The sequence below is a fragment of the Lentzea xinjiangensis genome, from assembly GCF_900110955.1.
GTDB classification, from domain to species: Bacteria; Actinomycetota; Actinomycetes; order Mycobacteriales; family Pseudonocardiaceae; genus Lentzea; species Lentzea xinjiangensis.
On the sequence record NZ_FOFR01000035.1, the window covers coordinates 34,131 to 59,188 of the forward strand.

Consider the following 25,058-nt stretch of genomic DNA (forward strand, 5'->3'; position numbering starts at 1 on the left):
GCCCCGGCGGGGGATCCGCCTCGCTCCTCCGGCCGAGGCGGCTGGCCGAAAGGTCAGCCGGCGGACCCGATCGCCTCGTCCAGGATCTCCAGCCCCAGCGCCAGTTCCTCCTCCGTCGCGGTCAGCGGCGGCGCGATCCGGAACACCCCGCCCATCCCGGGCACCTGCACGATGTTCATGTGCAGCCCGGAGGCGAGGCACCGCTGGGTGATCGGCGCGCTCAGCGCCTCGTCCGCGATCTCCAGCCCCACCAGCAGCCCGCGGCCGCGGACGTCGGTCACGAGCGGGTGCCGCGACGCGATGCCGTCCAGCCCGGCGCGCAGGAACCCCCCGAGCTCGGCGGCGCGCTCGTCCAGGCGTTCCTCGGTCAGCACGTCCAGCACGGTGTTGCCGACGGCGGCGACGAGCGGGTCCGACACGTGCGTGGTGAAGAACAGGTAGCCGCGGGCGTGCGCCTCCTCCTCGATCTCCGCCGAGGTGATCACGGCCGCCAGCGGCAGGCCGGCGCCCAGGGTCTTCGACAACGTGAGGATGTCCGGCACCACGCCGTCGCGCTCGAACGCGTACCACGTGCCGGTGCGGCACAGGCCGGTCTGCGCCTCGTCCAGGACGAGCAGCATGCCGCGTTCACGGCACTTCCGCGCCAGAGCGGCGAAGTAGCCCGCCGGCGGTTCGAGGATCCCGCCGGAGCTGAGGACCGGCTCGACGATGCACGCCGCCAGCGACCCGACCGACTGCGCGTCGACGAGCTCGAACGCGAGGTCGAGCTGGGTCTGCCAGTCACCGGACGGCGCCGGGATCGCGAAGTTGCCGGGGATGGCCGGGCCGTAGCCCCTGCGGCCCGCGCTGTAGGTCGCGGCGGCCGCGGCGGCGGTCATGCCGTGCCACGAGCGGGCGAACGAGACGACCTCGTGCTTGCCGGTCACGAGCTTGGCCATGCGCAGCGCGGCCTCGTTGGACTCGGCGCCCGTGGTCAGCAGCTGCACCTTGGACAGCGACGCGGGCAGCGTCCCGGCGAGCCGGCGGGCCAGGTCGACCACCGGGCGGCTGAGCATGCCGCTGAACAGGTGGTCGAGGTTCGCGATCTGCCGCCGGACGGTCTCGACGACGCGCGGGTGCGAGTGGCCGAGGATCGCGCTCATCTGGCCCGACGTGAAGTCCAGGATCCGGCGCCCGTCCTCGGTGAACAGGAAGCTCCCGGAGGCGCTGTCGATGATCTCGCGCGTGAACGTGCCGCCGTAGCGGACCAGGTGGCGGTCGACGTCGTCCCAGAAGGTGTCCATGCGGGAAAGCTACGAGCGGGTGAGCATCAGGTCCATCTCACAATCCCACGCTCGCTGTTCGGGAATGATGAACAGCGTGACGCTCAACCCGTGGCGCCTGCGCCTGCTCAGCCAGCTCGACGCGCTGGGCACCGTGCGGGCCGTGGCGCAGGCCGCGAACCTGAGTCCTTCGAGCGTGTCGCAGCAGCTCGCCGTGCTCGAGACCGAGACGCGCACGCAGCTCCTCGAACGCACAGGGCGGCGGGTGCGGCTCACGTCGGCCGGGCTGATCCTCGCGCGGCGGGCGCGCTCGATCCTCGACCAGATGGACGCCGTCGAGGCCGAGCTGCGCGGCCTGAGCCAGGAGCCGTCGGGCCTCGTCCGGCTGGGCGCGTTCCAGAGCTCGGTGCACACGCTGGCGGTGCCCGCGATCCAGGGGCTCGGCCACCCGCACCTGCACGTGGAGGTCGTCGAGCTGGAACCGCACGCCAGCATGCCCGCGCTGCTGGCCGGCGAGGTGGACGTGATCATCACGACCACGGACTTCGTCGAGCTGCCGGTGCCGCCCGACATCGACGTCGTGCCCCTCGGGCAGGACCCGATCGTGCTGGTGACGCCACCCGGCCAGCCCAAGGGCGACCTGGCGGCCTGCGGGGACGAGCCGTGGGCGTTCGACGTCCCCGGCTCCTACATGGCGAACCTCGCGACGCGGCTGTGCCGGCAGGCGGGGTTCGAGCCGCGCGTGGTCGGCCGGTTCGCCAACTACATGCTGACCCTGCGGCACGTCGAGGCGGGCCTGGCGGTCGCGGTGCTGCCCGCCCTGGCCGTCGACCGGCGGTTCGACGTCGTCACCAGGGAGCTGCCGGTGACCAGGAGGATCACCGCCGCCGTGCGCCGCGGTTCACGCGCCGCGATCACCGTCGTGCTCGACGCCCTGCTGGACGCCGCCAAGGACCACGCCCGCACGGCGGCGTCCCCGCCCGCGTTCCAGCATCTGGACGTGCTCTGACACACGCCTACCCTCGGCACCAGGGTGATCGAGGAGGAGCCGTGCCGCGGAAGTCGGAACCGTTGCGGAAGCTGGGTTTTCTCACCATCGGGCTGTTCGACGAGCACGACCCGGCACGTGGCCACCGGTCCACGCTGGACGTCATCGCGCTGGGCGAGGAGCTGGGGTTCGACAGCGCGTGGGTGCGGCACCGGCACCTGCAGTTCGGGATCTCCTCGCCGGTCGCGGTCCTGGCCGCGGCCTCGCAGCGGACCAGCCGGATCAGCCTCGGCACCGCCGTCATCCCGCTGGGCTGGGAGAACCCGCTGCGCCTGGCCGAGGACCTCGCCACGGTCGACGTCCTGTCCGGCGGCCGGCTCAACCCCGGCGTCAGCGTCGGACCGCCGATGCACTACGACGACGTGAAGCACGCGCTCTACCCGGAGACCGCGGACGCCGAGAACTTCGGCTACGACCGCGTGCGGCGGTTGCTGGATTTCGTCGGCGGCGAGAAGGTCACGGACTTCAGCGGTACCGAGGGCATCGAGGTCTGGTCGGACCGGGTGCAGCCGCACTCGCCGGGTCTGCGGGACCGGATGTGGTACGGCGGCGGCAGCCTGCGGTCGGCGGCGTGGGCGGGCGAGCACGGCATGAACCTGCTCACCAGCAACGTGGTCCAGGCCGAGGAGTCCGAGGACTTCGCCGAGACCCAGCTCTCGCACGTCCGGACGTTCCGCGAGCACGGCGGCGGGCGCGTCTCGCAGGGCCTGGTGGTGATCCCGACCGACTCCGCCACGCCGGAGCAGCGCGCGAAGTACCGGGACTACGTCGACCGGCGCACGCCGCGGACCGCCGCCCCGGCCGGGGCGCGCCGGATGATGTTCGCCCGCGACCTGGTCGGCACCTCCGCCGAGATCGCCGCGCAGCTCCACGCGCACCTCGCGTTCCAGGAGGTCGACGAGGTCGCGTTCGCCCTGCCGTTCAGCTTCGACCACGCGGACTACGTGCAGATCCTCACGGACGTCGCGACGAAGCTGGGACCGGAGCTGGGCTGGCAGCCCTCCTGATCACTACCGTGGCGAGGTGATCGCAGAGCGCGTCCTGGCCGACGCCGGGCTCACCGGGGTCCGCACCAGCCCGCTGGGCGGCGGCACCTACAACTCGGTGTGGCGGGTGTCGGCCCGCGAGGGCGAGTTCGTGCTGAAGCTGGCACCCGGCGGCCGGCCGGGCCTGACCTACGAGCGCGGGCTGATGCGGACCGAGGCGCTGTTCTGCGCGCTGGGCTCCGCCGTCGCGCCCGTGCCGGAGGTCGTGCTCACCGACCACGCGAGCTTCCTGCTCACCACCTGCCTGCCGGGTGAGCCCCTCTCCGGGCGGTCCGACGTCGACCGCCCGGAGGTCCGCCGCCGGCTCGGGGCGGCCGTCCGGTCGGTGCACGAGATCACCGGGCCCGGCTTCGGCTACCCCCAGCTCGGCCTGCACCCGACCTGGACCGGGGCGTTCTTCTCGATGGTCGACGCCGTCCGCGCCGACGCCGTCCGCCACGGCGTGGCGTTGCCGTCCCCGGACCTGCGCAAGCACGCGGCGGCCTTCGACGAGGTGCGGCGACCGGCGCTGGTGCACTTCGACCTGTGGGACGGCAACGTCCTGGTGCGGGACGGTCTCACCGGGCTGGTCGACGGCGAACGGGCGTTCTGGGGCGATCCGGTGGCCGAGTTCGTCTCGCTCGCGCTCTTCGGCACGATCGAGGACGACCGGGACCTCCTGGCGGGCTACGGCTTCGAGCTCACCGACTCCGCCCGGCTGCGGCTCGCCGCCTACCAGGTGTACCTGTACTCGATCATGCTCACCGAACGGGTGCCGCGCGGCACCACCGGCGACGCGGCGGAGAGCGCGATCACCGGCGCGCTGAACCGCGCGCTCGGCGTTCTCGCCTGACCGCGGCGGGTGATCTGGGAAGCTGGACCCGTGCGCGTGGCATTGCTGGGGCCGACCACCGTGGCGGCCGAGGACGGCACACCGGTCGACATCGGTGGTGCCCGCGTCCGCATGCTCCTCGCCCGCCTCGCGCTCGACCCCGGCCGACCGGTGCCGGCGACCACCCTGATCGACGACCTGTGGGGCGAGCGGCCGCCGGCCGACGCGGTGAACGCCCTGCAGTCGCTGGTCTCCCGGCTGCGCAAGATCTGCCCGGTCGCGCTCGAACCGGGCGGGTACCGGCTGGGCGTCGCGACCGAGGACGTCGACGTCTTCCGGTTCGACCGCCTGCGTGCCGCCGGGCGGCTCGACGAGGCGCTCGGCCTGTGGCGCGGCGAGGCGCTCGCCGACGTGCGGGAGGCGCCGTTCGCGCAGGTCGTGGCGACGCGGTTGGACGAGGCGCGGCTCGCGGCCGAGGAGGACAGGTTCCGGAACGGCGAACCCGACGTCGCCGCGCTGACCGCGATGTACGAGCGGCACCCGTTGCGGGAACGGCTGGCGGGCCTGCTGATGCGGGCGTTGTGCGCGCAGGGCAGGCAATCCGACGCGTTGCGCGTCTACGCCGAGGTGCGCGCCAGGCTCGCCGACGAGCTGGGCGTCGACCCGTCGCAGGAGCTGCGGGACGTCCACCTCGCGGCGTTGCGCGGCGAGCTGGGACCGCGGCCGGTGGCCGACCGGTTGCCGGTGCGGCTCACGAGCTTCGTCGGGCGGGACGACGAGCTCACCGCGATCTCCCGCCTGCTCGCCGAGTCCCGGCTCGTGACGCTGGTCGGGCCCGGCGGTGCGGGCAAGACGCGGCTCGCCACCGAGGTCGCGGCCCGGCACCCGCTGCACGGCAGGGGACGCGTGTGGTTCGCGGCGCTCGCCGGTGTGCGGGCGGCCGAGGACCTGGCCGGCGCGGTGCTCGGCGCGTTCGACCTGCGGGTCGGCGGAGATCCGATGCGCAGGACCGCCGAGGGCATGGACCGGATCGCCGAGGTGCTCGGCGCCGGGGAGTCGTTGCTGGTGCTGGACAACTGCGAGCACCTGATCGGCGCGGCGGCCGGGTTCGCCGACGAGCTGGTGCGCCGGGTTCCGCAGCTCCGCGTGCTCGCGACGAGCAGGGAGCCGCTCGCGATCGACGGCGAGTCGCTGTGCCCCATCGGTCCGCTCGCCGTGCCGAACGGGCAGGCCGGCGTCGAGGCGTTCGGCGCGGTGCGGCTGTTCCTGGACCGGGCCCGCGCGGTGAGACCGGGCTTCCGGCTGGACGAGACCACCGCGGAGGACGTGCGGCAGATCTGCCGCAGGCTCGACGGCATGCCGCTGGCGCTGGAGCTGGCCGCCGCGCGGCTGCGGTCGATGACGGTCCGGCAGATCACCCAGCGCCTCGACGACCGGTTCCGGCTGCTCACCTCGGGCAGCCGCACGGCGCTGCCCCGCCAGCGCACGCTGCGCGCGGTCGTCGAGTGGAGCTGGGACCTGCTGACCGAGGAGGAGCTGCTGCTCGCCCGCAGGCTCGCGGTGTTCCCCGGCGGCGCCGACCTCGCCGCGATCGAGGAGGTCTGCCTGCCGGACGCGCTGTACGTGCTCACGTCACTGGTCGACAAGTCCATCGTGGACGTCGTCGAGCAGGACGCGGAGCCGCGGTACCGGATGCTGGAGACGATCCGGGTGTACGCGGCGGAGAGGCTGGAGGCGTCCGGCGAGAAGCACGAGGTCGTGCGGCGGTTCCGGCGGTACTACCTGGAGCTGACGCGGCGGTGGGAGCCGCTCACCCGCTCCGCGAGGCAGCTCGAGGCGATCGGCGTCTACGAGGCCGAGCAGGACAACGTCGTGGCGGCGCTGCGCGGCGCCGTGGACGACCAGGAGGTCGAGCTCGCGGGCGGCCTGCTCGGCGGCGTGTTCTGGTACTGGCTCGTCAAGGGCGACAACGAGCGCGCGGAGACGTTCCTGCGCGAGGTGCTCGCGCTCGACGGCCTGCCCGACGACGTCAACGCCACGTTCCGGGCCATGCGGCTGCTCATGGCGGCGGTGCCCGCCCTGCCGGACACCGCCGAGGCCGCGCAGGTCGTCGACGACTGCGTGCGCACCGGCGCCACCGGCAAGTGGCCGTCGCTCGCGATCGCGTTGCCGATGCTCGCCTTCCTCAGCCAGAACCCGGACCTGGCGCGCCGCGAGGTGGCGCGGGCGGCGCGCAGCGAGGACCCCTGGGCGCGGGCGGGGGCGAACTGGGCGCTGAGCTTCGTCCTGGCCGACGAGGGCGACCTCGACGGCGCCGAAGCCGCCCGCGACCGCGCCTACGAGCAGTTCCTGGCGGTGGGCGACCGCTGGGGCTCGGCGATGACGCTGGGCATGAAGGCCGCGTTCGTCTCCCAGACCGGCGACAACCAGGCGGCCATCGAGCTGTACCGGAAGGGCCTCGCCGTGGCGCTGGAGCTGCGGTCGTGGGACGACGCCGTGCAACAGCGATGGCATCTCGCGGTCGAGTACGCGCGCATGGGCGACCACGCCGCAGCCGAGCGCGAGGTGGCCGAGGCGGAGAGGTACGTGCGGGAGACCGGCAACGACCAGATGTCCGTCTTGGTCGACTACGCGAAGGCCGACGTGGTGCTGCGCTCCGGCCGGGTCGCGCAGGCCCGCGACCTGAGCACCCGCTTCCGGGAGACGGCGGCCACGTCGGCGTGGCTCGGCTCGTTCGTCACGGAGTGGACGGCCGTGCTCGACGCGCGCATCGCGATCGCCGACGGCCGGCTCGGCGAGGCGGAGGCCTGCGTCGCGGTGGCGGTCAGGACGACGTCGGAGCGCAGCGACATGCCGGACCTCTCGGCGGTCACCGAGCTGCTGGCCCTCGTCCGGCACGCGCAGGGCCGCGACGACGTGGCCGCCCGGCTGCTCGCGCTCGCCCGCGTCATCCGCGGACGCCTCGACCTCGGTGACCCCGACGTGCGGGGACTGGTCGCCGTGCTGGGCGAGCCGGAGCCGGCGGAGGTCTCCCGGACCGAGGCGTTGCGGCGGGTCCGGGAGGAAGCGGGCGTCAGCGACGACTGACCGCGTGGTCAGAGCGCCACCAGGGGCGGGCACCGGTCGACGACCGGCACCCGCCCCGCAGGTCACACCCTGCGGCGGTAGGCCCACATCGCCAGCGGGAAGAACACCGCGACCGCCGCCACCATCCAGACCAGCGAACCGGTGAGCGGAGCGGCGATGGCGCCGCCGTTGAGCAGCCCGCGCAGCGCGTCCGACAGCAGGCTCACCGGGCTGATGTCCGCCCACGCCTTCAGCCAGCCCGGCATCGTCGAGGTGCCGACGAAGACGTTGCTGCCGAACGTCAGCGGCATGATCAGCACGATCATGATGCCCTGCACCGCCTGCGGGGTCTTGAGCAGCATGCCCACGAACACCGACGCCCAGCAGAAGCACAGCCCGAACACGATCGCGAGCCCCGCCGCGATCAACAGCTCCACCGGGCCCGTCTGCACCCGGAAGCCCATGACCGTGGCGATGATCAGCAGCACCACCACGCTCACGACGTACCGCACGACGTCCGCCAGCACGGCGCCGACCAGCGGTGCCGACCTCGCGATCGGCATCGCGCGGAACCTGTCGAAGACGCCCTTGGAGACGTCCGTGTTGAGCTGGACGCCCGCGGTCATGCTGGCCTGCAGGATGTTCATCACCAGGATGCCCGGCACGAGCATCTGCAGGTAGCTGTCGATGCTGCCCGCCAGCGCGCCGCCGAAGAGGTACGTGAACATCACCAGCAGGATGATGGGCGCGATCGTCACGTCCACGAGCTGCTCGGGGTTCTTGCGGATCTTCAGGACTCCGCGCCACGCCAGCGCGAGCCCGTGGCGCACGCCCCTGTCCAGTGCGATGGTGCTCATGCGAGGCTCCCCTCGGTCTGCTTGCCGGTGAGCGCGAGGAAGACCTCGTCGAGCGACGGCAGGCGCAGGGCCAGCTCGTCCGCGGTGATGCCGGCCTCGTCGAGCTTGCGGACCAGCGTGGACAGCAGCACCGGGTCGCTCACCGGCGCCGTCAGCAGACCCGTGTCGTCGTCGCGGGCGGGCCGGACGCCGGTGAGGTCGCCGAGGATCCGCTGCACCACGTCGAGATCGCGTGCCGACGTCGGCCGCACCTGCAGGGTCTGGCTCCCGACGCGCCGTTTCAGCTCGTCGGGCCGGCCCTGCGCCACGACGCGGCCGTGGTCGAACACCGTGATCGTGTCCGCGAGCTGGTCGGCCTCCTCCAGGTACTGCGTGGTGAGCAGGACCGTCACGCCGTCGGCGACGAGCTTGCGCACCACCGCCCACACCTCGTTGCGGGCGTGCGGGTCGAGGCCGGTGGTCGGCTCGTCCAGGTAGAGCACGGACGGGTTGCCGACCAGGCTGGCCGCGAGGTCGAGCCGGCGGCGCATGCCTCCCGAGTACGTCTTGGCGGCCCGGCCCGCCGCGTCGGTGAGCTCGAACCGCTCCAGCAGCTCGCTCGCCCTCGCCCTGGCCCCCGCCCGCGAGAAGTCCAGCAACCGTGCGAGCAGCACGAGGTTCTCCGTGCCCGACAGGTCCTCGTCCACCGACGCGTACTGCCCGGTCAGGCCGATCAGCGACCGGACCGCCCTCGGGTCCTTCACCACGTCGTGGCCACCGACGGTGGCGTGTCCCGCGTCCGGGCGCAGCAACGTGGCCAGCACCCGCACCGCCGTGGTCTTGCCCGCGCCGTTCGGCCCGAGCACCCCCACGACCTTCCCCTCCGGCACCTCCAGGTCCACCCCGTCGAGGGCCTTGGTCTCCCCGTAGTGCTTGACCAGGCCTTCTGCCCTGATCGCCAGTGACATCGTTCGTTCCTCCCTGTGTCGGGAGGACTGTGCGCCCACGCGCTGGCAGCGCGCGCACAGCGGACTGTCAGCGGTTGACGGCGGTTGACAGCGGCCGCCGTCCGGGTCACGCCCCCGGTCCGGGACGTGCCTCGACGTTGTGAGCGGTGATCTCCTCTCCGCAGCACCGGCACACGAGCCGCGCGTCGGCCTCCTGCCCGCACGTGCTGTGCTCCAGCACGAACGGCGGGCCGCCGGGGTCCGGCAGGTGGCTGTCGCCCCACTTCATGAGGATCACGATCGCGGGGAACAGCTCGAGCCCCGCCCGCGTCAGCCGGTACTCGTCGCGGTCCTCGGCGTACGGCACGCGTTGCAGCAGCCCGGCGTCGACGAGCGTCTTCAGCCGCGCGGACAGGGTCGGCCGCGGGATGGCGAGGTTGCGGGCGAACTGGCCGTAGCGCCTCACCCCGAAGAACGCCTCGCGCAGGACCAGCAACGTCCAGCGCTCCCCCACGAGGTCCAGTGCCCGTGCGACGGACTCACCGCGGAACCGGCGGCCGTGGGCGTCGGGGCCGGTCATCGGTGTCGCGTCGGCAGCAGTGGCGCGAGCGTGCCGAGCAGGCGCCGGCCCGCCGGGTCCTCCGCCGTCGCCGGCACCAGGCCGACGTGGTCCGCGCCCGCGGCGAAGTACTCGCCGACGCGGCGCGCGACGTCGTCCGCCGAGCCGATCGCGCCGACGGCCTCGACCAGGCCGGTCGGGATGTCCGCGGCCAGCTCGGCCCGCGGCCGTCCGGCGCGGGCCTGGTCGACGAGTGAGCCGTGGCCGAGGGCGGTGAACATCTCGCCGTAGCCGGGCGGGGCGAGGTAGACGGCGAGCTGCGACCGCAGTTGCCGCAGGGTGTCCGGCCCTGGGTCGAGTGCGGCGGGGACCCAGACGGCGAGCGGCAGTTCTCCTGCGCGCCGGCGGACGTCGGCGACGTGGGCGGCGCTGACCAGGTTCAGCACCACCTCGTCGCCCTCCTGCACGGCCACGCGCGTCATCGCCGGTCCGAACGCCGCCACCGAGATCGGCGTGCCCGCGAGCGGGTGCCGCAGGCGGAACCCGGCCACCCGCTCGCCGTTGAGGATCGCCCGCGTGTCGCGGACGGTCTGCCGCATCCTGCGCACGGGTTCCCACGGCTGCCCGTGCCACTGCGTCACGATCCGCGGGCTGGACGCACCCAGTGCCAGCGAGCACGACCGCCCGGTCGTCTCGGCCACTGTGGACAGTCCGAGCGCCAGGGCGACCGGGCTGCGCACACCGGCCGCGAGCGGCCCGATCCTCAGTGGGATCCGCGACGTCCGCAGGCCCGCGGCCGTCGCGAGCGCGAACGCGTCGAACGTCGCCATCTCGCCGATCCACAGCGCGCCGAACCCGGTCTCGTCCGCCGCGACGGCGATGTCGAGCGCCTCCCCCGGCGGCCGGTCGAGCCAGAACGGCGTCACCACACCGACCGAGGTCACAACATTTCCGTCCGGGCGGGCACGCCGAGCAGCACCTTGCCGGGCAGCTCGTAGGACGCCTCGTTGACCTGGAAGTGCGCGGAAGCCGTGTGCGCGTCGCGGAACCGCCGCTGCAACGGCGCTCCGTCGTAGATCGCGCCACCACCCGCCAGGTCGTAGAGGGCCGACACGACTTCCCGAGCGGTGCGCGTCGCGTGCGTCGCCGCCAGCCGCAACGCCGACCGCGTTCCCACGGGCACCGCTTCGGTTCCCCGCGCCGCCTGCCAGGCCTCCTCGACGGCCTCGTGGAAGAACGCCCGCGCCGCCCTCAGCGACGCCTCGGCCTTCGCCACCGCAACGTGGGTCGACGACCGTTCCGCGAGCGTGCGGCTGGAGCCGAGGGTTCTGCGGTCACCCGCCAGAGCGACGAAGTCGTCCAGGGCGCCGAAGGCGTTCCCCATCGCGGCCGCGGCCACGGACGCGGCGAAGAACCCGAACACCGGGAACCGGTACAGGGCGCCGTCCCGCACCGGTCCGTCCAGAACGGACAGGATCCGGTGCTCGGGCACGAACACGTCCCGTGCCACCGAGTCGTGGCTGCCGGTGCCGCGCAACCCGGTGGTGTGCCACGTGTCGAGCACCTCCAGCGAGGCGCGGGGCAACGCGGCCACCTTCAGCGCGCCCGAGGAGTCCACGAACCCGGCGAACAGCCAGCCGGCGTGCTGGATGCCCGAGCAGAACGGCCACCGCCCCGACACCACGACACCGCCGTCGGCCTCGACGCCGCGGCCTTTCGGCGCCCACACCCCGGCCGCGATCACACCCGGATCGGCGAAGACCTCGGCGGCGCCCTCCTCGGGCAGGTAGGCGGCGAGCAGGCTGCTCGTCGCCGCGATCGACACGCACCACCCGGCCGAGGCGTCGCCGCGGGCGATCGTCTCGGCGGCGGCCAGCGTCCGCGCCGGTGGGAGTTCCGCACCGCCCAGCGACTCCGGGACACCCGCCCGGAACAGGCCCGTGGCCCCGATCGCGGTCAGCAGCTCCGGCGGGAGGGCGCGGGCGGCCTCCGTCCTGGGCGCGACCTCGCGGGCCAGGTCGGCGACTGTCCGGACGGCAGTGAGCACGGGATCTCCCCAGGTCGGTTCCACAACAGTTCAGTTTTCTTACCGGTTCAGTTTGCTTACCGTAGCCACGGAAGAGCGGACACAGCAAGAGGGGCCCCACCCGCAGGTGGAGCCCCTCTGCGCCAGCAATTTCTAGGCGAACGGCGACTTGTCGATCCCGCACGTCTTCTGCGTGGGCAGCACACCGGTGAAGAGGTACTCCCGCTTCACCTTCTCCGCGCACGTGCTGCGCACGTACATGGAGGTGTGGCCGTAGCCCTCGACCGTGAGGAACCCGGTGCGGGCCATCTCCGCGGCACCGTCACGGGCGCCGTGCAGCGGCGTGGCCGGGTCGAACCTGCTGTTGACGAACAGGACCGGTGCCGACGTCCAGCGGCTCCACGGACCGGTGTAGCGGTCGTCGTCACGCCCTTGCCAGAACGCGCAGGCCATCATGTCGAACACCACCGCACGGCCCCAGTACGGCACGCGCTCGTCCTCGCTCTTGCCGTACCTCGAGTACACCGCCGGGTCGCGCGGGAAGTCGCTGTCCGAGCACTGGATCGCGTTGAACGCCTCGAACCGGTTGGTGACGTAGTCGGCCGAGGTGGTCAGCGCGGCCGGTGCCTCCCAGACACCCTGGAGGACCCGGGCGGTGTCCTGCCAGGTGTCCGGCTGCGCGAGCGCGTCCCACACGGTGCTGATCAGCGACACGCGGTCGAACCGGCCGTCCGGCGTGGTGACGGGCGCAGCCGTCACCTTGGCGACGAGGGCGGCCCACTTCTGCCTCAGGTCGCCACCCGCGAACGCGCACTTGGCGCCCGGAGCCGCGCACAGCTCGAGGAACTGCTCGAACGTCTCGGCCACTCCCCGCGGCACGTCCTGGCGCGTGTCCAGCGGCACGGTCGTGCCCTGGTTCCCGTGCCCCGTCGCGTTGCCGATGAAGTCGAGCGCTCCGTCGAAGGCGAGCGCCCGGACCTTGTCCGGGAACAGGTTCGCGTAGATCGCGCCGAGGTGCGTGCCGTACGAGATGCCGTGGTAGGTGAGCTTCCTGTCGCCCACGGCCTTGCGCAGCAGGTCCAGGTCCCGTGCGGTGTTCGCGGACGAGACGTGGTCCAGCAGGTCGCCGGACCTCTCCTCGCACCGGCGGACGAACTCCCGGTAGGAGTCGTAGAACGCGGGCTCCTGCGCCGCGGTGTCCGGGTAGACGGGAACGCCGTTGAGGAACCGCTGCTGCTCCTCGACGCTGTCGAAGCAGCGCACGGTCGCCGAACGGCCGATGCCGCGCGGGTCCCAGGACACCACGTCGAACCGCGCCCGCAGCTCCGGCGAGAACAGCCAGTCCCACTTGCCCCGCGCCCGCAACCGGTCCACCCCGGACGAACCGGGGCCGCCGAAGTTCACGAACAGCGAGCCGATCCGCTTCGCGGGATCCGTCGCGGGCATCCTGATCAGCGCGAGGTCGATCTTCGCGCCGGAGGGCCGGTCGTGGTCGAGCGGCACCCTCGCGGTCGAGCACTCGAACCCGTCCTGGCAGTCCTGCCAGCTCAGGACGGGTGTCTGCGCTTCTTCCGCGGCGACGGCGGTCGGCGCCAGGCCGATCAGCAGCGCGGCCGTCAGCAGAATCGATCTCATCGAACTCCCCGGTTCCAGAACCTCTCGATCCTGCAGACGCCCGGGGAACCCGTGGGGTTGCACGTCGTTCGACCCCGCATCACCCGTTCAGCGCGTGCGTCGCCGTCGCACCTCCGTCGACGGCGAACTCGCCGCCCGTGCAGTACGCGCTGTCCTCGCTGGCCAGGAACAGCACGACGTTCGCGACGTCCTCCGGCCGGCCGATCCGGCGCAGCGCCAGCTTCCGGCCGATCGGCGAGACGTCGACCGGCCGTCCCAGCGCCTCGCTGACCATCGGGGTGTCGATCGCGCCGGGGTGGACCGAGTTGACCCGGATCCCGTGCGGGCCCAGCTCCATCGCGGCGACCTTCGTCATGCCGCGGATCGCGAACTTCGACGCCGTGTAGGCGACCAGGTAGGGCATGCCGGCCAGGCCTTCGACGGACGACACGTTCACGATCGAGCCGCCGCCCGCCCGCTTCATCGGCTCGGCGACCGCGCGCATGCCGAGGAACGTGCCGACCTGGTTGACCTCGACCACGCGCCGGTAGTCGGCGAGCGCGGTGTCGGCGAGCGCGGAGAAGTGCAGGATCCCGGCGTTGTTGACGAGGACGGTGATGTCGCCGAACGCCCGCGCCGTGAACGCGACGGCCTCGGCCCACCCGTCCTCGGACGAGACGTCCAGGTGGCAGTACCGCGCGCCCAGTTCGGCGGCGAGCTCTTCACCCTGGTCGTCGAGGACGTCGGTGAGCACCACCCGCGCGCCCTCGGCGGCGAACCGGCGGGCCGCGGCCGCGCCCTGTCCCCGCGCCGCGCCGGTGATCAGGGCGACCTTCCCGGACAGCCGCATCTACATCATCTCGTCGGTGAGCGGCATCATCACGGTCTTGAGCTCGGTGTAGGCCTCGTAGGCGCTCTGGCCGCCCTCGCGCCCCAGCCCGGACTGCTTGTAGCCACCGAACGGCACGTGCGGTTCGAGCTGGAACCCGTTGATGCCCACCATCCCGACGCGCAACGCCTTGGAGACGCGGAACGCGCGGCGGACGTCGTTGGTGTAGACGCCGGCGCCCAGGCCGTACTCGGTGTCGTTCGCCATGCGGATGGCCTCTTCTTCGCCGTCGAACGGCACGACGGTGAGGACGGGTCCGAAGATCTCCTCTCGCGCGATGGCCATGTCGTTGCCGGCGTCGGCGAAGATGGTCGGTGCGACGAAGTTCCCGGACGCGAGGTCGCCTTCGAGCCGGGTGCCGCCGGTGACCAGGCGGGCGCCGTCCTCCTGGCCGCGTTCGACGTAGCCGAGCACCCGCTCGAGCTGCTTCCGGTTGATCAACGGGCCGGCGAGCACACCGGGGTCGAACGGGTCGCCGAACGTCACCGCGCCCGCGAGCATCTGCGCGGTGGCGACGAACTCGTCCTGTATCTCGCGCGCGACCAGCGCACGCGTGTGGGCGACGCACGCCTGACCGGACAGACCCATCGTCACCATGCCCATGCAGGTCATCGCGGCGAGACCGACGTTCGGCGCGTCCGGGAACACGATCGCCGGCGACTTGCCACCCAGTTCGAGGGACACGCGCTTCATCGTCCCGGCGGAGGCCTCGACGATGCGCCGGCCGACGCCGCGGCTGCCGGTGAAGCTGATCTTGTCGACCAGCGGGTGCGTGATCAGCGCTTCGCCGGTCGAGGAGCCGGGGCCGGTGACGAGGTTGACAACGCCCTCGGGAAGGCCGGCCTCGACCAGCAGCTCGACCATGCGGATCACGCAGAACGAGGCGTACTCCGACGGCTTGACCACGACCGTGCAGCCCGCCGCCAGCGCGGGGGCGAGCTTCTGGGCGAAGAGCACGAACGGCGCGTTCCACGGCAGGATCGCCGCGACGACGCCGACCGGTTCGCGGAAGGTCATCGCCAGGTGGTCGCCGCCCTGGTACGGGGGCAGGGTCTGCCCGCCGACCTTGTCGATCCAGCCGGCGTGGTGGTCGAAGATGTCGGCCGCGATGCCGACGGAGGTGGCGTAGATCTGGCCGAACGACAGCGGCACGCCGTTGTCCAGCGCCTGCAGGCCGCGCAGCTCGTCGGAGTGCTCCCGCAGCAGGTCGCCGTACCGGCGCAGGACCTTGATGCGCTCGCCGGCCTTGGACCGCCCCCACGGCCCCTCGTCGAACGCCTTGCGGGCGGCGCGCACCGCGGCGTCGACGTCGGCGGCCGACGCGACGGCGAAGCGCCCGACCTCCTCCGCCGTCGCGGGGTGGTGGTGGGTCCAGGTCTCGTCCGCGTCGCGGAACTCGCCCCCGATGAGGAGCCGGCCGTCCTCGAGGCCCAGCGCTTCGCGGTGCGGTTGGACGGTGAGCGGCACAGCTCCTCCTACAGGGCCAGCGTTTCCGTACAGGCGAACATCCTCTGTGGATCGCGACCGGCGAAGTGGCCGTCGAGATCGCTGAGCGCGTGGAACTCCTGCTCGACAGTCGGCGGCGCCATCAGCGCGACCTTGCCGCCGTGCACGACGAAGACCTGACCGTTGACCTTCTCGCCGGACGGCCCCGCCAGGTGTGCCACGAACCTCGCGACGTGCTCGGGCGCCAGCGGGTCGTCGCCCTCCGGCGCCTCGCCGAACACGTGGGCGGTCATCCCCGTGCGGGCCCGTGGGCAGATCGCGTTGGCCCGGACGCCGTAGCGGCTCGCCCCACGGGCGGTCGCGACGGTGAGCGCGACGATCCCCGCCTTGGCCGCCGCGTAGTTCGCCTGGCCAGGGGGGCCGAGCAGGAACGCCTCCGAGGAGGTGTTCACGATCCGGCCGCAGACCGGGCCGCCCGCCGTCTTCGACTGCTGCCTCCACAGCGCGACCGCGTTGCGCGACAACAGGAAGTGGCCGCGCAGGTGCACCCGCGCCACCAGGTCCCACTCGTCGTCGGACATGGTGAACAGCATCCGGTCGCGCAGCACCCCGGCGTTGTTCACGACGACGTGCAACCCGCCGAACTGCTCGACGGCGGCGGCCACCAGGGCGTCGGCGGTGCTCCGCTCCCCCACGTCCCCCTCGACCACCACACACTTCGCCCCCAGCTCGCCGATCTCGGCCGCGGCGGCCTCGGCCGAGCCGGGCAGGTCGTTGAGGACGAGGCAGGCACCGGCCCTCGCCAGCTCCAGCGCCTCCGCGCGGCCGAGCCCCGCTCCCGCGCCGGTGACGACGGCGACCTTCCCCGCAAGGTCCACAAGAGACTCCCGAAGCAGACGTGTCAGTCGAACAGGATGACCTGGCGGATCAACGATCCCCCGCCGCGCAGGGCCTGCAGGCCCTCGTTGACGTCCTCCAGGCGGATCCGCTTGCTGATCATGCCTTCGAGGTCGAGCCGGCCCTGCCGCCACAGCGCGATCATGCGCGGCACGTCGCGGCGGAAGTTCGCCGTCCCGTAGAACGACCCGTGCAGGGTCTTGTCGTGCAGGAAGAGCTCCTGGGCGCTGAAGGAGACCATCGCGTCCGCCCGGCCGGCGCCGACGACGACCGTGTGGCCACCGCGACGGGTCAGGTCCCACGCCTGGCGGATCGTGGCCGGCAGGCCGACGACGTCGAACACGTAGTCGAAGCCCATGCCGGAGTTGAGCTGGTTGTTCAGGTCGGCGATGCCATCGGGCGTGGTCGCGTGCGTCGCGCCGAACCGCTGCGCCACCTCGTGCTTCTCGGTGACGGGGTCGACGGCGACGATGCGCGCCGCCGCGGCGAGCCGGGCGCCCTGGACCACCGCGACACCGACGCCACCGCAGCCGATCACGGCGACGCTGGAGCCAGGTTCGACCTTCGCGGTGTTGAGCACGGCGCCGACGCCGGTCAGGATGCCGCAGGACAGCAGCGCCGCGATCTCCCACGGCACGTCGTCGTCCACCTTCATCGCGGCGTCCGCGGGCACGACCATCTCCTCGGCGAAGGCGCCCAGCCCCGCGTACCCGAAGGCCGGGTTGCCGCCGACGACGAACCGCGGCGAGGTGAAGGCCGAGATGGTGTGCGCGAGGCACAGGTGCGACTGGCCCGTCGCGCATTGGGCGCACTTGCCGCACGGCGGCACGAAGGTGATCGCCACGTGGTCGCCGACCGCGAGCGAGGTCACGGCACCACCGATCTCGACGACCTCACCGGCGCCCTCGTGGCCGATGACACCGGGAGCCAGCGCCGGCAGGGTTCCGTCCATCGCGGACAGGTCGCTGTGGCACACGCCGCACGCCTTGAGCCGGATGCGGACCTCCTGGGGCCCCACAGCGGTGGTCGTCACGTCGTCGCGGAGCTCGAGCTTGTCGTCGCCGACCTGGTTGAGCACGGCAGCCTTCACCGGTATCACTCCTCGCTGAGCTCACGGCCGAGGTACCCGTCGCACACTAGAATCTGTTCCTGTTCGTGACAAGGTCCATCAGCGTGAGAGGTGCAGCGCGCCCTTCGGGCAGGCCGCGACGGCGCGCTCGGCCGCGGCTTCCTCGCCATCGGCCAGCTCACCGTCCCGGATCTGCAGAACCTCTTCGTCGTCAAGGTCAAACACCGTCGGCAGGATTGACACGCACGCGCCGTGCGCCTCGCAGAGCGAATGGTCGACGCCGACCTTCATCGCGGCCTCCTGACATCAAGTAGAACTTGTTCTAGAGTAGCCGTCATGCGCATCGGTTTCACGCCCGAGCAGGAGCAGTTGCGCCAGGAGGCGCGGGCGTACTTCGCCGCGCTCATGACGCCGGAACGCCGGGCCGCGCTCGCCGGAGGCGGCGACTACGGCGACGCCGAGGCGTACAAGGAGACCGTGCGCCGGATGGGGCTCGACGGCTGGCTTACCCTCGGCTGGCCGGAGGAGTACGGCGGGCGCGCCCGGCCGATGATCGAGCAGCTCATCTTCCTCGACGAGGCGTCCGCGGCCGGTGCGCCCGTGCCGTTCCTGACGCTGAACTCGATCGGGCCGACCATCATGGCGTTCGGGACCCCCGAGCAGAAGGCGCACTACCTGCCGAAGATCGCCTCCGGGGAGATCCACTTCGCCATCGGCTACTCCGAGCCGGAGGCGGGCACCGACCTCGCCGGGCTGCGCACCCGCGCCGTCCGCGACGGCGACGACTACGTGGTCAACGGCCAGAAGATGTGGACCAGCCTCGTCCAGTACGCGGACTACGTGTGGCTGGCGTGCCGCACCGACCAGGAGGCGCGGCGGCACCGGGGGCTGAGCATCATCATCGTGCCGACCGGCGCTCCCGGCTTCTCCTGGACACCCGTGCCGACGATGTCCGGGCCGACCACCAGCGCCACCTTCTACGACGACGTGCGCGTGCCGGCGGCGAACCTCGTCGGCGAGGAGCACCGGGGCTGGCAGCTCATCACCAACCAGCTCAACCACGAGCGCGTCGCCCTGTGCTCCGCGGCGCCGCTGCAGACCGCCTTGAGCGAGGTCCGCCGGTGGGCGACCGACACCGGCGCCCTCGACCACGAGTGGGTGCGCCTGCACCTCGCCCGCGTGCACGCCAAGACCGAGTTCCTCAAGCTGATCAACTGGCGGATCGCCGCCGGTGGCGACGAGGCACCCTCCCCCGCCGAGGCCTCCGCCACCAAGGTGTTCGGCACCGAGTTCGCCACCGAGGGCTACCGGCTGCTGATGGAGGTGCTGGGCGCCAACGGGATCGTGCGCGCCGGATCGCCCGGCGCGCTGCTGCGGGGGCGGGTCGAGCGGATGCACCGCTCGTCGCTGATCCTCACGTTCGGCGGCGGCACCAACGAGATCCAGCGCGACATCATCGCCCGGGCGGGCCTCGGCCTGCCCGCCGTGCCTCGGTGAGGGGAACACATGGACTTCACGCTGACCGAGGCGCAGCGGGAGCTGGCCGCCCTGACCCGCAAGATCCTGGCCTCGTCGGACACCCCGTGGGCCGACCTGGTGAAGTCCGGGGTCGTACCGGAGACACCCGGCGAGTTCGGCGTCCTGGAGCAGTGCGCGGTGCTGGTCGAACTGGGCCGCGCGGCCGCTCCCGTGCCCTACCTGCCCACGATGGTCGCCTCGTCAGCACTGGCGTCGTTCGGCACGGCGGAGCACCGTTCGCGCTGGGCACCGGGAACCGTGCTGTCCGTGGCACTTTCGGAGTTCGACGGCGTGAAGACGACCGTGCCATTCGCGAACACCGCCGAGGCGTTCCTGGTACCGCACGGCGACGAGGTCTTCCTCACCGGCGCGGACGAGCTGGAGATCACGTCGCAGGAGCTGGTCGACGGCTCGGACGCGGGATCGTTCACGTTCTCCGGCGGCGGCTCGGCCGTTCCCGGGCTCACGGCGGACTGGCTGGTCACGCGGTACACGCTCGGACTGTGCGCTTTGCAGCTCGGCGTGACCGAACGCGCGCTGGAGCTGACGGCGGAGCACGCGCGCACCCGCGTGCAGTTCGACCGGCCGATCGGCAGTTTCCAAGCGGTGGCGCAACGGCTCGCCGACGCGTACATCGACGTGGCGGCGATCCGCCTGACGCTGTGGCAGGCGGCTTGGCGGCTTTCGGAAGGGCTTCCGGCTGACGCCGAGGTGGCGACGGCGAAGTTCTGGGCCGCCGACGCCGGGCACCGCGTGGCGCACACCGCCGTGCACGTCCACGGCGGCACCGGCATCGACATGAGCCACGACGTGCACCGCTACTTCACCGCGGCCAAGCGCAACGAGTTCGAGCTGGGCGGGGCGACCGCCCAGCTCCTGAAGCTCAGCGCGGCTCTCTGATCAGGCGCACCAGAACCAGCGCGCGGGGTGTGAACCGCCGGGGTCCTGGTAGGTGCCGATCAACGCGCCCTCGTCGCTGATGTCGCCGAAGTAGGCCTGGGCGAACACGGGCTGCTTCGCCGAGTCGACGGCGTACCGGACACCCCACTGCCACAACGTCGCGGTGCCGTTGACAGCGCCGAACACCACGTGGCCGCTGGACGTCCTGCCGAAGGGTGCCGTGCCGCCCGCCCAGGTGCCGACGAGCTGACCGTCGAGATCTCTCTCCTCGATGCCGGCCGGGCTCGGGTACAGAACCCTGTCGTTGTCCAGGACCACCGAGGTCCGGGCACCCGGCAACCCGGTCTGCTGCCCGGTCCCGATGTCGGTCACGGACCCCGACGACGTGCCGGCCAGCACGATCCTGCGGTCGTCGCTGATGCCGACGGCCGGTCCGCTCGTGGGGAAGGTCCGCACAGCTCCGCTGCCTGGCCACACCACTGCCTGCCGCACGTTCGGCGTCGCGCTCCGCCACGTCTCACCGAGCACGTCACCGTGGTTGTTGACGGCTTTGGCCCGGGAGTTCTCACCGTCGGGGGTCTCGAGGAGCTCGTAGGCGCCGTCGCGATAGCGGAAGGCCACCGTGCGGTGCTGGTCGAGGATCTCCTGCCAGCCGACGACGACCCCGCCGTTGTTCACGTCCTTGGGCCGGATCGCCGTCAGCTCGGAGCCCGACGGGGCCATCAGGGTCAACGCTCCGTTGTCCCACAGCAGTCCGCTCTCGACGACCGCGCTCTCGCCGATCTGGGCTTCCCCGACGATGAACCGGTTGTCCTCGCTGCTGCCGCTCGTCCTGGCGAACGTCGACCCCTCCGGTACCGGCAGGTCGTGCGCGATCCACCGGCACGGTTCAGCCGCGGCCTGCGGCCCGGCCACCGTGGAGGCGAGCAGCAGCCCGCCCGACAGCGCGCCGAACGCACGTCTTCGCATCATGTTCCCCCAAGAGCTCATCCCCGAGTCGGCACACGATACGTCTCAACGATCCAGCCCGGCCAACCTCTCGACGGTCTCGCCGTACTCCCGCAGCAGGTCCGCCATCACCTCGGCCACCGGCCGGACCTCGGTCATCCGCCCGACCACCTGCCCCACCGGCATCGACACCACGGACGGGTCGCCGGACCGGGCGATGCGCTGGTGCGCCTCGCTCACCAGCAGGTTCTGCAACGGCATCGGCAACGGCTCCGGCGCGCCCGGCTCGGACCACGCCTCGGTCCACCGCGTCCTCAGCAACCGGGCGGGCTTGCCGGTGTAGATCCGCGTGCGGACCGTGTCGCTGGAACTCGCCGCCAGCAACGCCTGCTGGGTCAGCGGGCTCTGCGTGTACTCGGCGGTGGTGAGCCAGTACGAGCCCATCCACACGCCGGACGCGCCCAGCGCCATCGCGGCGGCGGCCTGCCGCCCGGAGCCGATCCCGCCCGCGGCGAGCACCGGCACGTCGACGGCGTCGACGATCTCCGGCACGAGCACCATCGTGGCCACCTCACCGGTGTGGCCGCCGGCTTCGTAACCCTGTGCCACCACGACGTCCACGCCGTTGGCGACGTGCCTGCGGGCGTGCTCCGCCTTGCCGGCGAGCGCGGCGACCGGCACCCCCGCCGCGTGCACGCGGTCGATGACGTCCGCCGGCGGTGAGCCCAGCGCGTTGGCGATGAGGCGGATCGGGTGCTCCAGCGCCACGTCGACGTGGGACCGGGCGACGCTGTGCAACCAGCCCAGCACCCCCTCGCCGCCTTCGCCTTCCGGCAGCGGCGGCACGCCGAGCTTCAGCAGCGTCTGCTGCACGAAGTCCTTGTGCGACTGCGGGATCAGCGAGGAGAGGTCGATCTGGGTGCCCTCCGCGGGCACGGTGGCGGGCATGACGACGTCGACGCCGTAGGGCTTGCCGTCGCAGTTCTCGTCCATCCACGCCAACGCGCGGTCGAGGTCCTCCGCCTCGTTGAACCGCACGCACCCGAGCACGCCGAGGCCGCCCGCCCTGCTGATCGCCGCCGCCACGTGCTCGGACGGCGTGAAGCCGAAGACGGGGTGCTCGATGCCGAGCTCGTCACACAGGCTGGTGCGCATGGTCCTCCACGTGGCGCTTCGCCCACTGGTAGTCGGGTTTGCCGCTCGGGGTGCGGCCGATCTCGTCGACGAGCCACAACGAGCGCGGCACCTTGTAGCCCGCGAGCGTCCCGCGCACGTGGGCGTCCAGTTCGGACAGTGTCGGGGTCGCGCCCCCGCGCGGCTGCACCAGCGCGCCGACCCGCTGGCCGAGCAGGTCGTCCGGCACCCCGATGACGAGCGCGTCGAACACGCCGGGGTGCGACTTCAGCGCCGCCTCGACCTCCTCGGGGAACACCTTCTCGCCGCCGGTGTTGACGCAGGTGTTGCCACGGCCGAGCAACGTGATGTCGCCGTCCTCCTCGAAGCGCGCGTAGTCGCCGGGCACGGTGAACCGCTTGCCGCCGACCTCGACGAACATCCGCGCGGTCTTCTCCGGGTCCTTGTAGTAGCCCAGCGGGATGTGACCGCCGCGCGCGAGCCTGCCGATGACGCCGGGCACCGGGTCGAGCTCGTTGCCGTCGTCGTCGATGACGATGGTGTCCTCGTTGAGCTTCACCTTGGTGCCGTCGGTCTTCACGATCTCCTTGGGCACCGCGCCGATGCCGGTGGACCCGGTCTCGCTCGACCCGATCGACTCCAGCAACGTCGTGTGCGGCAGGAGCTCCTGGAACTGCTTCTTCACCGGGTAGGAGAACAGGGCGGCGCTGCTGTTGACGACGAACAGCGACGAGCCGTCGTACCCGCCGCGCTGGAACTCCTCGATCAGCGGCCGTCCCATCGCGTCGCCGGTGATCACCGCGACCTGCACCTCCTCCCGCTCGATGACCTTCCAGACCTCGGCGGGGTCGAACTTCGGCACGAGCACCACCGTGCTGCCGCTGAACAACGCGCCGAGGACGGCCCACTGCGCGGCGCCGTGGATCAGCGGCGGCAGGCAGAGCCGGACCAGCCCGAAGTCCTTGCCCGACCTGGCCTGGTGCCACTCGTCGGTGAGCCGCTCGCCGGTCACGAAGTCGATGCCGCCGCCGAGCGTGCGCCACACGTCCTCGTGCCGCCACATCACGCCCTTGGGCATGCCGGTCGTGCCCCCGGTGAAGAGGATGTAGAGGTCGTCGGGGCTGCGCGGCCCGAAGTCGCGCCGGCCGGACTCCTCGCCGAGCGCCGTCTCGTAGTCGACGCCGGTGAAGGGTTCCCCGGTCTCGTCGTCGATCACCACGGCGTGGCCGGGCGCTCCCACCTCCGCCACGAGGGGCGAGTACCGCCGTTCGTGCACGAGCGCCTTCAGGTCGGCTTCGCCGAACAAGTACTGCAACTCGTTCTTGGTGTAGCGGTAGTTCACGTTGATGGCCACCGCGCGGAGTTTGTACACCGCGATCATGGCTTCGACCAGCTCGATCGAGTTGCGCGCGTACAGGCCCACGTGCACGCCCTGCGTCACGCCGTTCTTCGCCAAGTGGTGAGCCAGTTTGTTGGCCCGCACGTCGAGTTCGGCGTAGGTGGTCCTCTTGGCCCCGCAGATGAGCGCGGTCCGGTCGGGCACGGTGTCGGCGGCGTGTTCAACGAGGTCTGCGACGTTGAGGGCCATGTCCAGCAAAGTAGAACGTGTTACTGTTCGGGACAATCCCCCGTGCGGTCGGACTCGATCCAGGAGGCGCGCGAATGACGACCACGACGGAACCGCACGCGTTGGTGGACCTGGTCGGCAACGTCCTGGTCGTCACGATGAACCGCCCCGAGGTCCGCAACGCCCTCTCCGGTCCGATGATGGCGATCATGCGGGAGGCGTGGGACCGCGTGGACTCCGACCCGGACGTCCGCGTCTGCGTCCTCACCGGCGCGGGCGGCTCGTTCTGCGCGGGCGCCGACCTGAAGGCCATGACGCGGCAGCACCCCGGCGACTCGGCGGAGGAGTTCGACTTCTCCGTCATCGAACCGCTGCTGAAAGGTCGCCGGTTGACGAAACCGCTGATCGCGGCGGTGGAGGGCCCCGCGGTCGCCGGAGGAACGGAGATCCTGCAGGCGACGGACATCCGCGTGGCCGGCGAAAGCGCCCGGTTCGGCGTCTCGGAGGCGCGGTGGGGCCTCTTCCCGCTGGGCGGCTCCGCGGTGCGGCTGCCCCGCCAGATCCCCTACACCGTGGCGGCGGACCTGTTGCTGACAGGACGCCACATCCGGGCCGCGGAGGCCAAGGAGATCGGGCTGATCGGGCACGTCGTGCCGGACGGCCGAGCGCTGGACAAGGCGCTCGAGCTCGCCGCGCTGATCTCGGCCAACGGCCCGCTGGCCGTGCGGGCGATCCTGCGCACGATGCGGGAGACCGAGGCGATGCCGGAGAACGAGGCGTTCACAGTGGACGCCCGGCTGGGCGTCGAGGTGTTCGCGAGCGAGGACGCGAAGGAAGGGCCACGCGCGTTCGCCGAGAAGCGCAAGCCGGAGTTCACAGGCCGCTAGGGCCCGTCCTCAAAGCCAGAGGGTGAGGGTGGCCAGGTCGATCATGGCTTGGTAGGACAAGGCGGTCTTGTCGTAGCGGGTGGCGATCGCGCGGAACTGCTTGAGCCGGTTGAAGCAGCGTTCGACGACGTTGCGGCGTTTGTAGGTCACCGGATCGAAGGCGGGTGGGCGGCCACCGGCCCGGCCGCGGCGGGCTCGGCCGTCGCGTTGGTCGCGGCGTTCGGGGATGGTGGCCCGGATGCCGCGGCGGCGCAGGTGAGCGCGGATGGACCGGCTGGAGTAGCCCTTGTCCGCGATCACCCGCGCCGGCCGCGTCGCAAGTCGGCCGGGTCGTGCCGGCGGGAACCACACGCCCGCCAGCACAGTCTCGAACATGGTGCAGTCGTTGGTGTTGCCGCCGGTCAGGACGGTTGTGAGCGGGCGGCCGTGTCCGTCGCACGCGAGGTGGATCTTGGTGGAGGGTCCGCCGCGGGACCGGCCGATAGCATGATCATCTGGTTCGGTCTGCCCGCCACACGACCCGCTCGCCCCCTGTGTGCGCACGCGGACGACGGCGGGCACCGGCCGCGTGCTGATGGGCACGCACGA

22 protein-coding genes and 1 pseudogene are annotated in these 25,058 nt (G+C 72.0%); 7 read left to right on the forward strand and 16 right to left on the reverse strand.

Going from position 1 to position 25,058, the window contains the following annotated elements; translation table 11 throughout:
* Positions 1-53: 53 nt before the first annotated feature.
* Complete coding sequence (locus BMW88_RS39345) at positions 54-1,283, reverse strand: aspartate aminotransferase family protein (protein ID WP_089961878.1); 1,230 nt, start codon at positions 1,281-1,283, stop codon at positions 54-56.
* A gap of 76 nt (positions 1,284-1,359) precedes the next feature.
* Here BMW88_RS39345 and BMW88_RS39350 point away from each other — a divergent pair, with 76 nt between their 5' ends.
* The 4 genes from BMW88_RS39350 to BMW88_RS39365 are packed head-to-tail and all read left to right on the forward strand — an operon-like array spanning position 1,360 to position 7,254.
* Positions 1,360-2,271 (forward strand): LysR family transcriptional regulator, encoded by a 912-nt coding sequence (locus tag BMW88_RS39350; RefSeq protein WP_425434734.1) that lies wholly within the window; start codon positions 1,360-1,362, stop codon positions 2,269-2,271.
* A gap of 41 nt (positions 2,272-2,312) precedes the next feature.
* Positions 2,313-3,317 carry an LLM class flavin-dependent oxidoreductase gene (locus tag BMW88_RS39355; protein WP_089961881.1) on the forward strand — a complete coding sequence of 335 codons (1,005 nt, stop codon included), beginning with the start codon at positions 2,313-2,315 and terminating at the stop codon, positions 3,315-3,317.
* A gap of 16 nt (positions 3,318-3,333) precedes the next feature.
* A complete protein-coding gene (locus BMW88_RS39360) occupies positions 3,334-4,188 on the forward strand; it encodes an aminoglycoside phosphotransferase family protein (RefSeq protein WP_089961883.1) in 855 nt (284 codons plus the stop codon).
* A gap of 30 nt (positions 4,189-4,218) precedes the next feature.
* Entirely contained in the window at positions 4,219-7,254 is a 3,036-nt protein-coding gene (locus BMW88_RS39365) for an AfsR/SARP family transcriptional regulator (RefSeq protein ID WP_089961886.1), read from the forward strand.
* A 62-nt stretch (positions 7,255-7,316) separates the two neighbouring features.
* Here BMW88_RS39365 and BMW88_RS39370 read toward each other — a convergent pair whose 3' ends face one another.
* The 11 genes from BMW88_RS39370 to BMW88_RS39420 all read right to left on the reverse strand — a co-directional run bounded on the left by BMW88_RS39370 (position 7,317) and on the right by BMW88_RS39420 (position 17,807).
* Positions 7,317-8,090 carry an ABC transporter permease gene (locus tag BMW88_RS39370; RefSeq protein WP_089961890.1) on the reverse strand — a complete coding sequence of 258 codons (774 nt, stop codon included), beginning with the start codon at positions 8,088-8,090 and terminating at the stop codon, positions 7,317-7,319.
* Positions 8,087-9,037, reverse strand: a complete 951-nt coding sequence (locus tag BMW88_RS39375; protein ID WP_089961894.1) for an ATP-binding cassette domain-containing protein — start codon at positions 9,035-9,037, stop codon at positions 8,087-8,089. Before BMW88_RS39375 ends, BMW88_RS39370 begins: the two co-directional genes overlap by 4 nt.
* A 106-nt stretch (positions 9,038-9,143) precedes the next feature.
* Positions 9,144-9,596, reverse strand: a complete 453-nt coding sequence (locus BMW88_RS39380; RefSeq protein WP_089961897.1) for a winged helix-turn-helix transcriptional regulator — start codon at positions 9,594-9,596, stop codon at positions 9,144-9,146.
* Positions 9,593-10,519, reverse strand: coding sequence for an LLM class F420-dependent oxidoreductase (locus tag BMW88_RS39385; protein WP_089961901.1), 927 nt, complete (start codon positions 10,517-10,519; stop codon positions 9,593-9,595). Before BMW88_RS39385 ends, BMW88_RS39380 begins: the two co-directional genes overlap by 4 nt.
* Positions 10,516-11,622 (reverse strand): acyl-CoA dehydrogenase family protein, encoded by a 1,107-nt coding sequence (locus BMW88_RS39390; RefSeq protein ID WP_089961903.1) that lies wholly within the window; start codon positions 11,620-11,622, stop codon positions 10,516-10,518. The genes BMW88_RS39385 and BMW88_RS39390 overlap by 4 nt, the downstream gene beginning before the upstream one ends.
* A gap of 132 nt (positions 11,623-11,754) precedes the next feature.
* Positions 11,755-13,236 (reverse strand): alpha/beta hydrolase, encoded by a 1,482-nt coding sequence (locus BMW88_RS39395; protein ID WP_089961906.1) that lies wholly within the window; start codon positions 13,234-13,236, stop codon positions 11,755-11,757.
* A gap of 79 nt (positions 13,237-13,315) precedes the next feature.
* Complete coding sequence (locus tag BMW88_RS39400; RefSeq protein ID WP_089961909.1) at positions 13,316-14,065, reverse strand: glucose 1-dehydrogenase; 750 nt, start codon at positions 14,063-14,065, stop codon at positions 13,316-13,318.
* Positions 14,066-15,571, reverse strand: a complete 1,506-nt coding sequence (locus tag BMW88_RS39405; protein ID WP_089961912.1) for an aldehyde dehydrogenase family protein — start codon at positions 15,569-15,571, stop codon at positions 14,066-14,068.
* An 8-nt stretch (positions 15,572-15,579) separates the two neighbouring features.
* Positions 15,580-16,428, reverse strand: a complete 849-nt coding sequence (locus BMW88_RS39410) for an SDR family NAD(P)-dependent oxidoreductase (protein ID WP_089961914.1) — start codon at positions 16,426-16,428, stop codon at positions 15,580-15,582.
* Between the two features lie 23 nt (positions 16,429-16,451).
* Complete coding sequence (locus BMW88_RS39415) at positions 16,452-17,537, reverse strand: alcohol dehydrogenase catalytic domain-containing protein (protein ID WP_089961917.1); 1,086 nt, start codon at positions 17,535-17,537, stop codon at positions 16,452-16,454.
* A 78-nt stretch (positions 17,538-17,615) separates the two neighbouring features.
* Positions 17,616-17,807 carry a ferredoxin gene (locus BMW88_RS39420; RefSeq protein ID WP_089961919.1) on the reverse strand — a complete coding sequence of 64 codons (192 nt, stop codon included), beginning with the start codon at positions 17,805-17,807 and terminating at the stop codon, positions 17,616-17,618.
* A gap of 45 nt (positions 17,808-17,852) precedes the next feature.
* On the opposite strand from BMW88_RS39420, the gene BMW88_RS39425 reads away from it, so the two are divergent.
* Together BMW88_RS39425 and BMW88_RS39430 are read left to right on the forward strand one after the other, a co-directional pair.
* A complete protein-coding gene (locus BMW88_RS39425) occupies positions 17,853-19,013 on the forward strand; it encodes an acyl-CoA dehydrogenase family protein (protein ID WP_089961920.1) in 1,161 nt (386 codons plus the stop codon).
* Between the two features lie 9 nt (positions 19,014-19,022).
* Complete coding sequence (locus BMW88_RS39430; protein ID WP_089961923.1) at positions 19,023-19,934, forward strand: acyl-CoA dehydrogenase family protein; 912 nt, start codon at positions 19,023-19,025, stop codon at positions 19,932-19,934.
* Here BMW88_RS39430 and BMW88_RS39435 read toward each other — a convergent pair whose 3' ends face one another.
* From BMW88_RS39435 to BMW88_RS39445, 3 genes are read right to left on the reverse strand one after another with little or no spacing between them, the layout of a single operon-like run.
* Positions 19,935-20,903 (reverse strand): hypothetical protein, encoded by a 969-nt coding sequence (locus tag BMW88_RS39435; RefSeq protein ID WP_143116489.1) that lies wholly within the window; start codon positions 20,901-20,903, stop codon positions 19,935-19,937.
* A 45-nt stretch (positions 20,904-20,948) separates the two neighbouring features.
* Positions 20,949-22,037: an NAD(P)H-dependent flavin oxidoreductase gene (locus BMW88_RS39440; protein WP_089961928.1), complete on the reverse strand. Its 1,089-nt coding sequence runs from the start codon at positions 22,035-22,037 to the stop codon at positions 20,949-20,951.
* Positions 22,018-23,604 (reverse strand): acyl-CoA synthetase, encoded by a 1,587-nt coding sequence (locus BMW88_RS39445; RefSeq protein ID WP_089961945.1) that lies wholly within the window; start codon positions 23,602-23,604, stop codon positions 22,018-22,020. The genes BMW88_RS39440 and BMW88_RS39445 overlap by 20 nt, the downstream gene beginning before the upstream one ends.
* Before the next feature lie 74 nt (positions 23,605-23,678).
* Here BMW88_RS39445 and BMW88_RS39450 point away from each other — a divergent pair, with 74 nt between their 5' ends.
* Positions 23,679-24,470, forward strand: a complete 792-nt coding sequence (locus tag BMW88_RS39450) for a crotonase/enoyl-CoA hydratase family protein (RefSeq protein ID WP_089961931.1) — start codon at positions 23,679-23,681, stop codon at positions 24,468-24,470.
* Positions 24,471-24,479: 9 nt separating this feature from the next.
* On the opposite strand, the pseudogene BMW88_RS39455 reads toward BMW88_RS39450, so the two are convergent.
* Positions 24,480-25,058: pseudogene (locus BMW88_RS39455) on the reverse strand (IS5 family transposase); the annotation flags it as partial.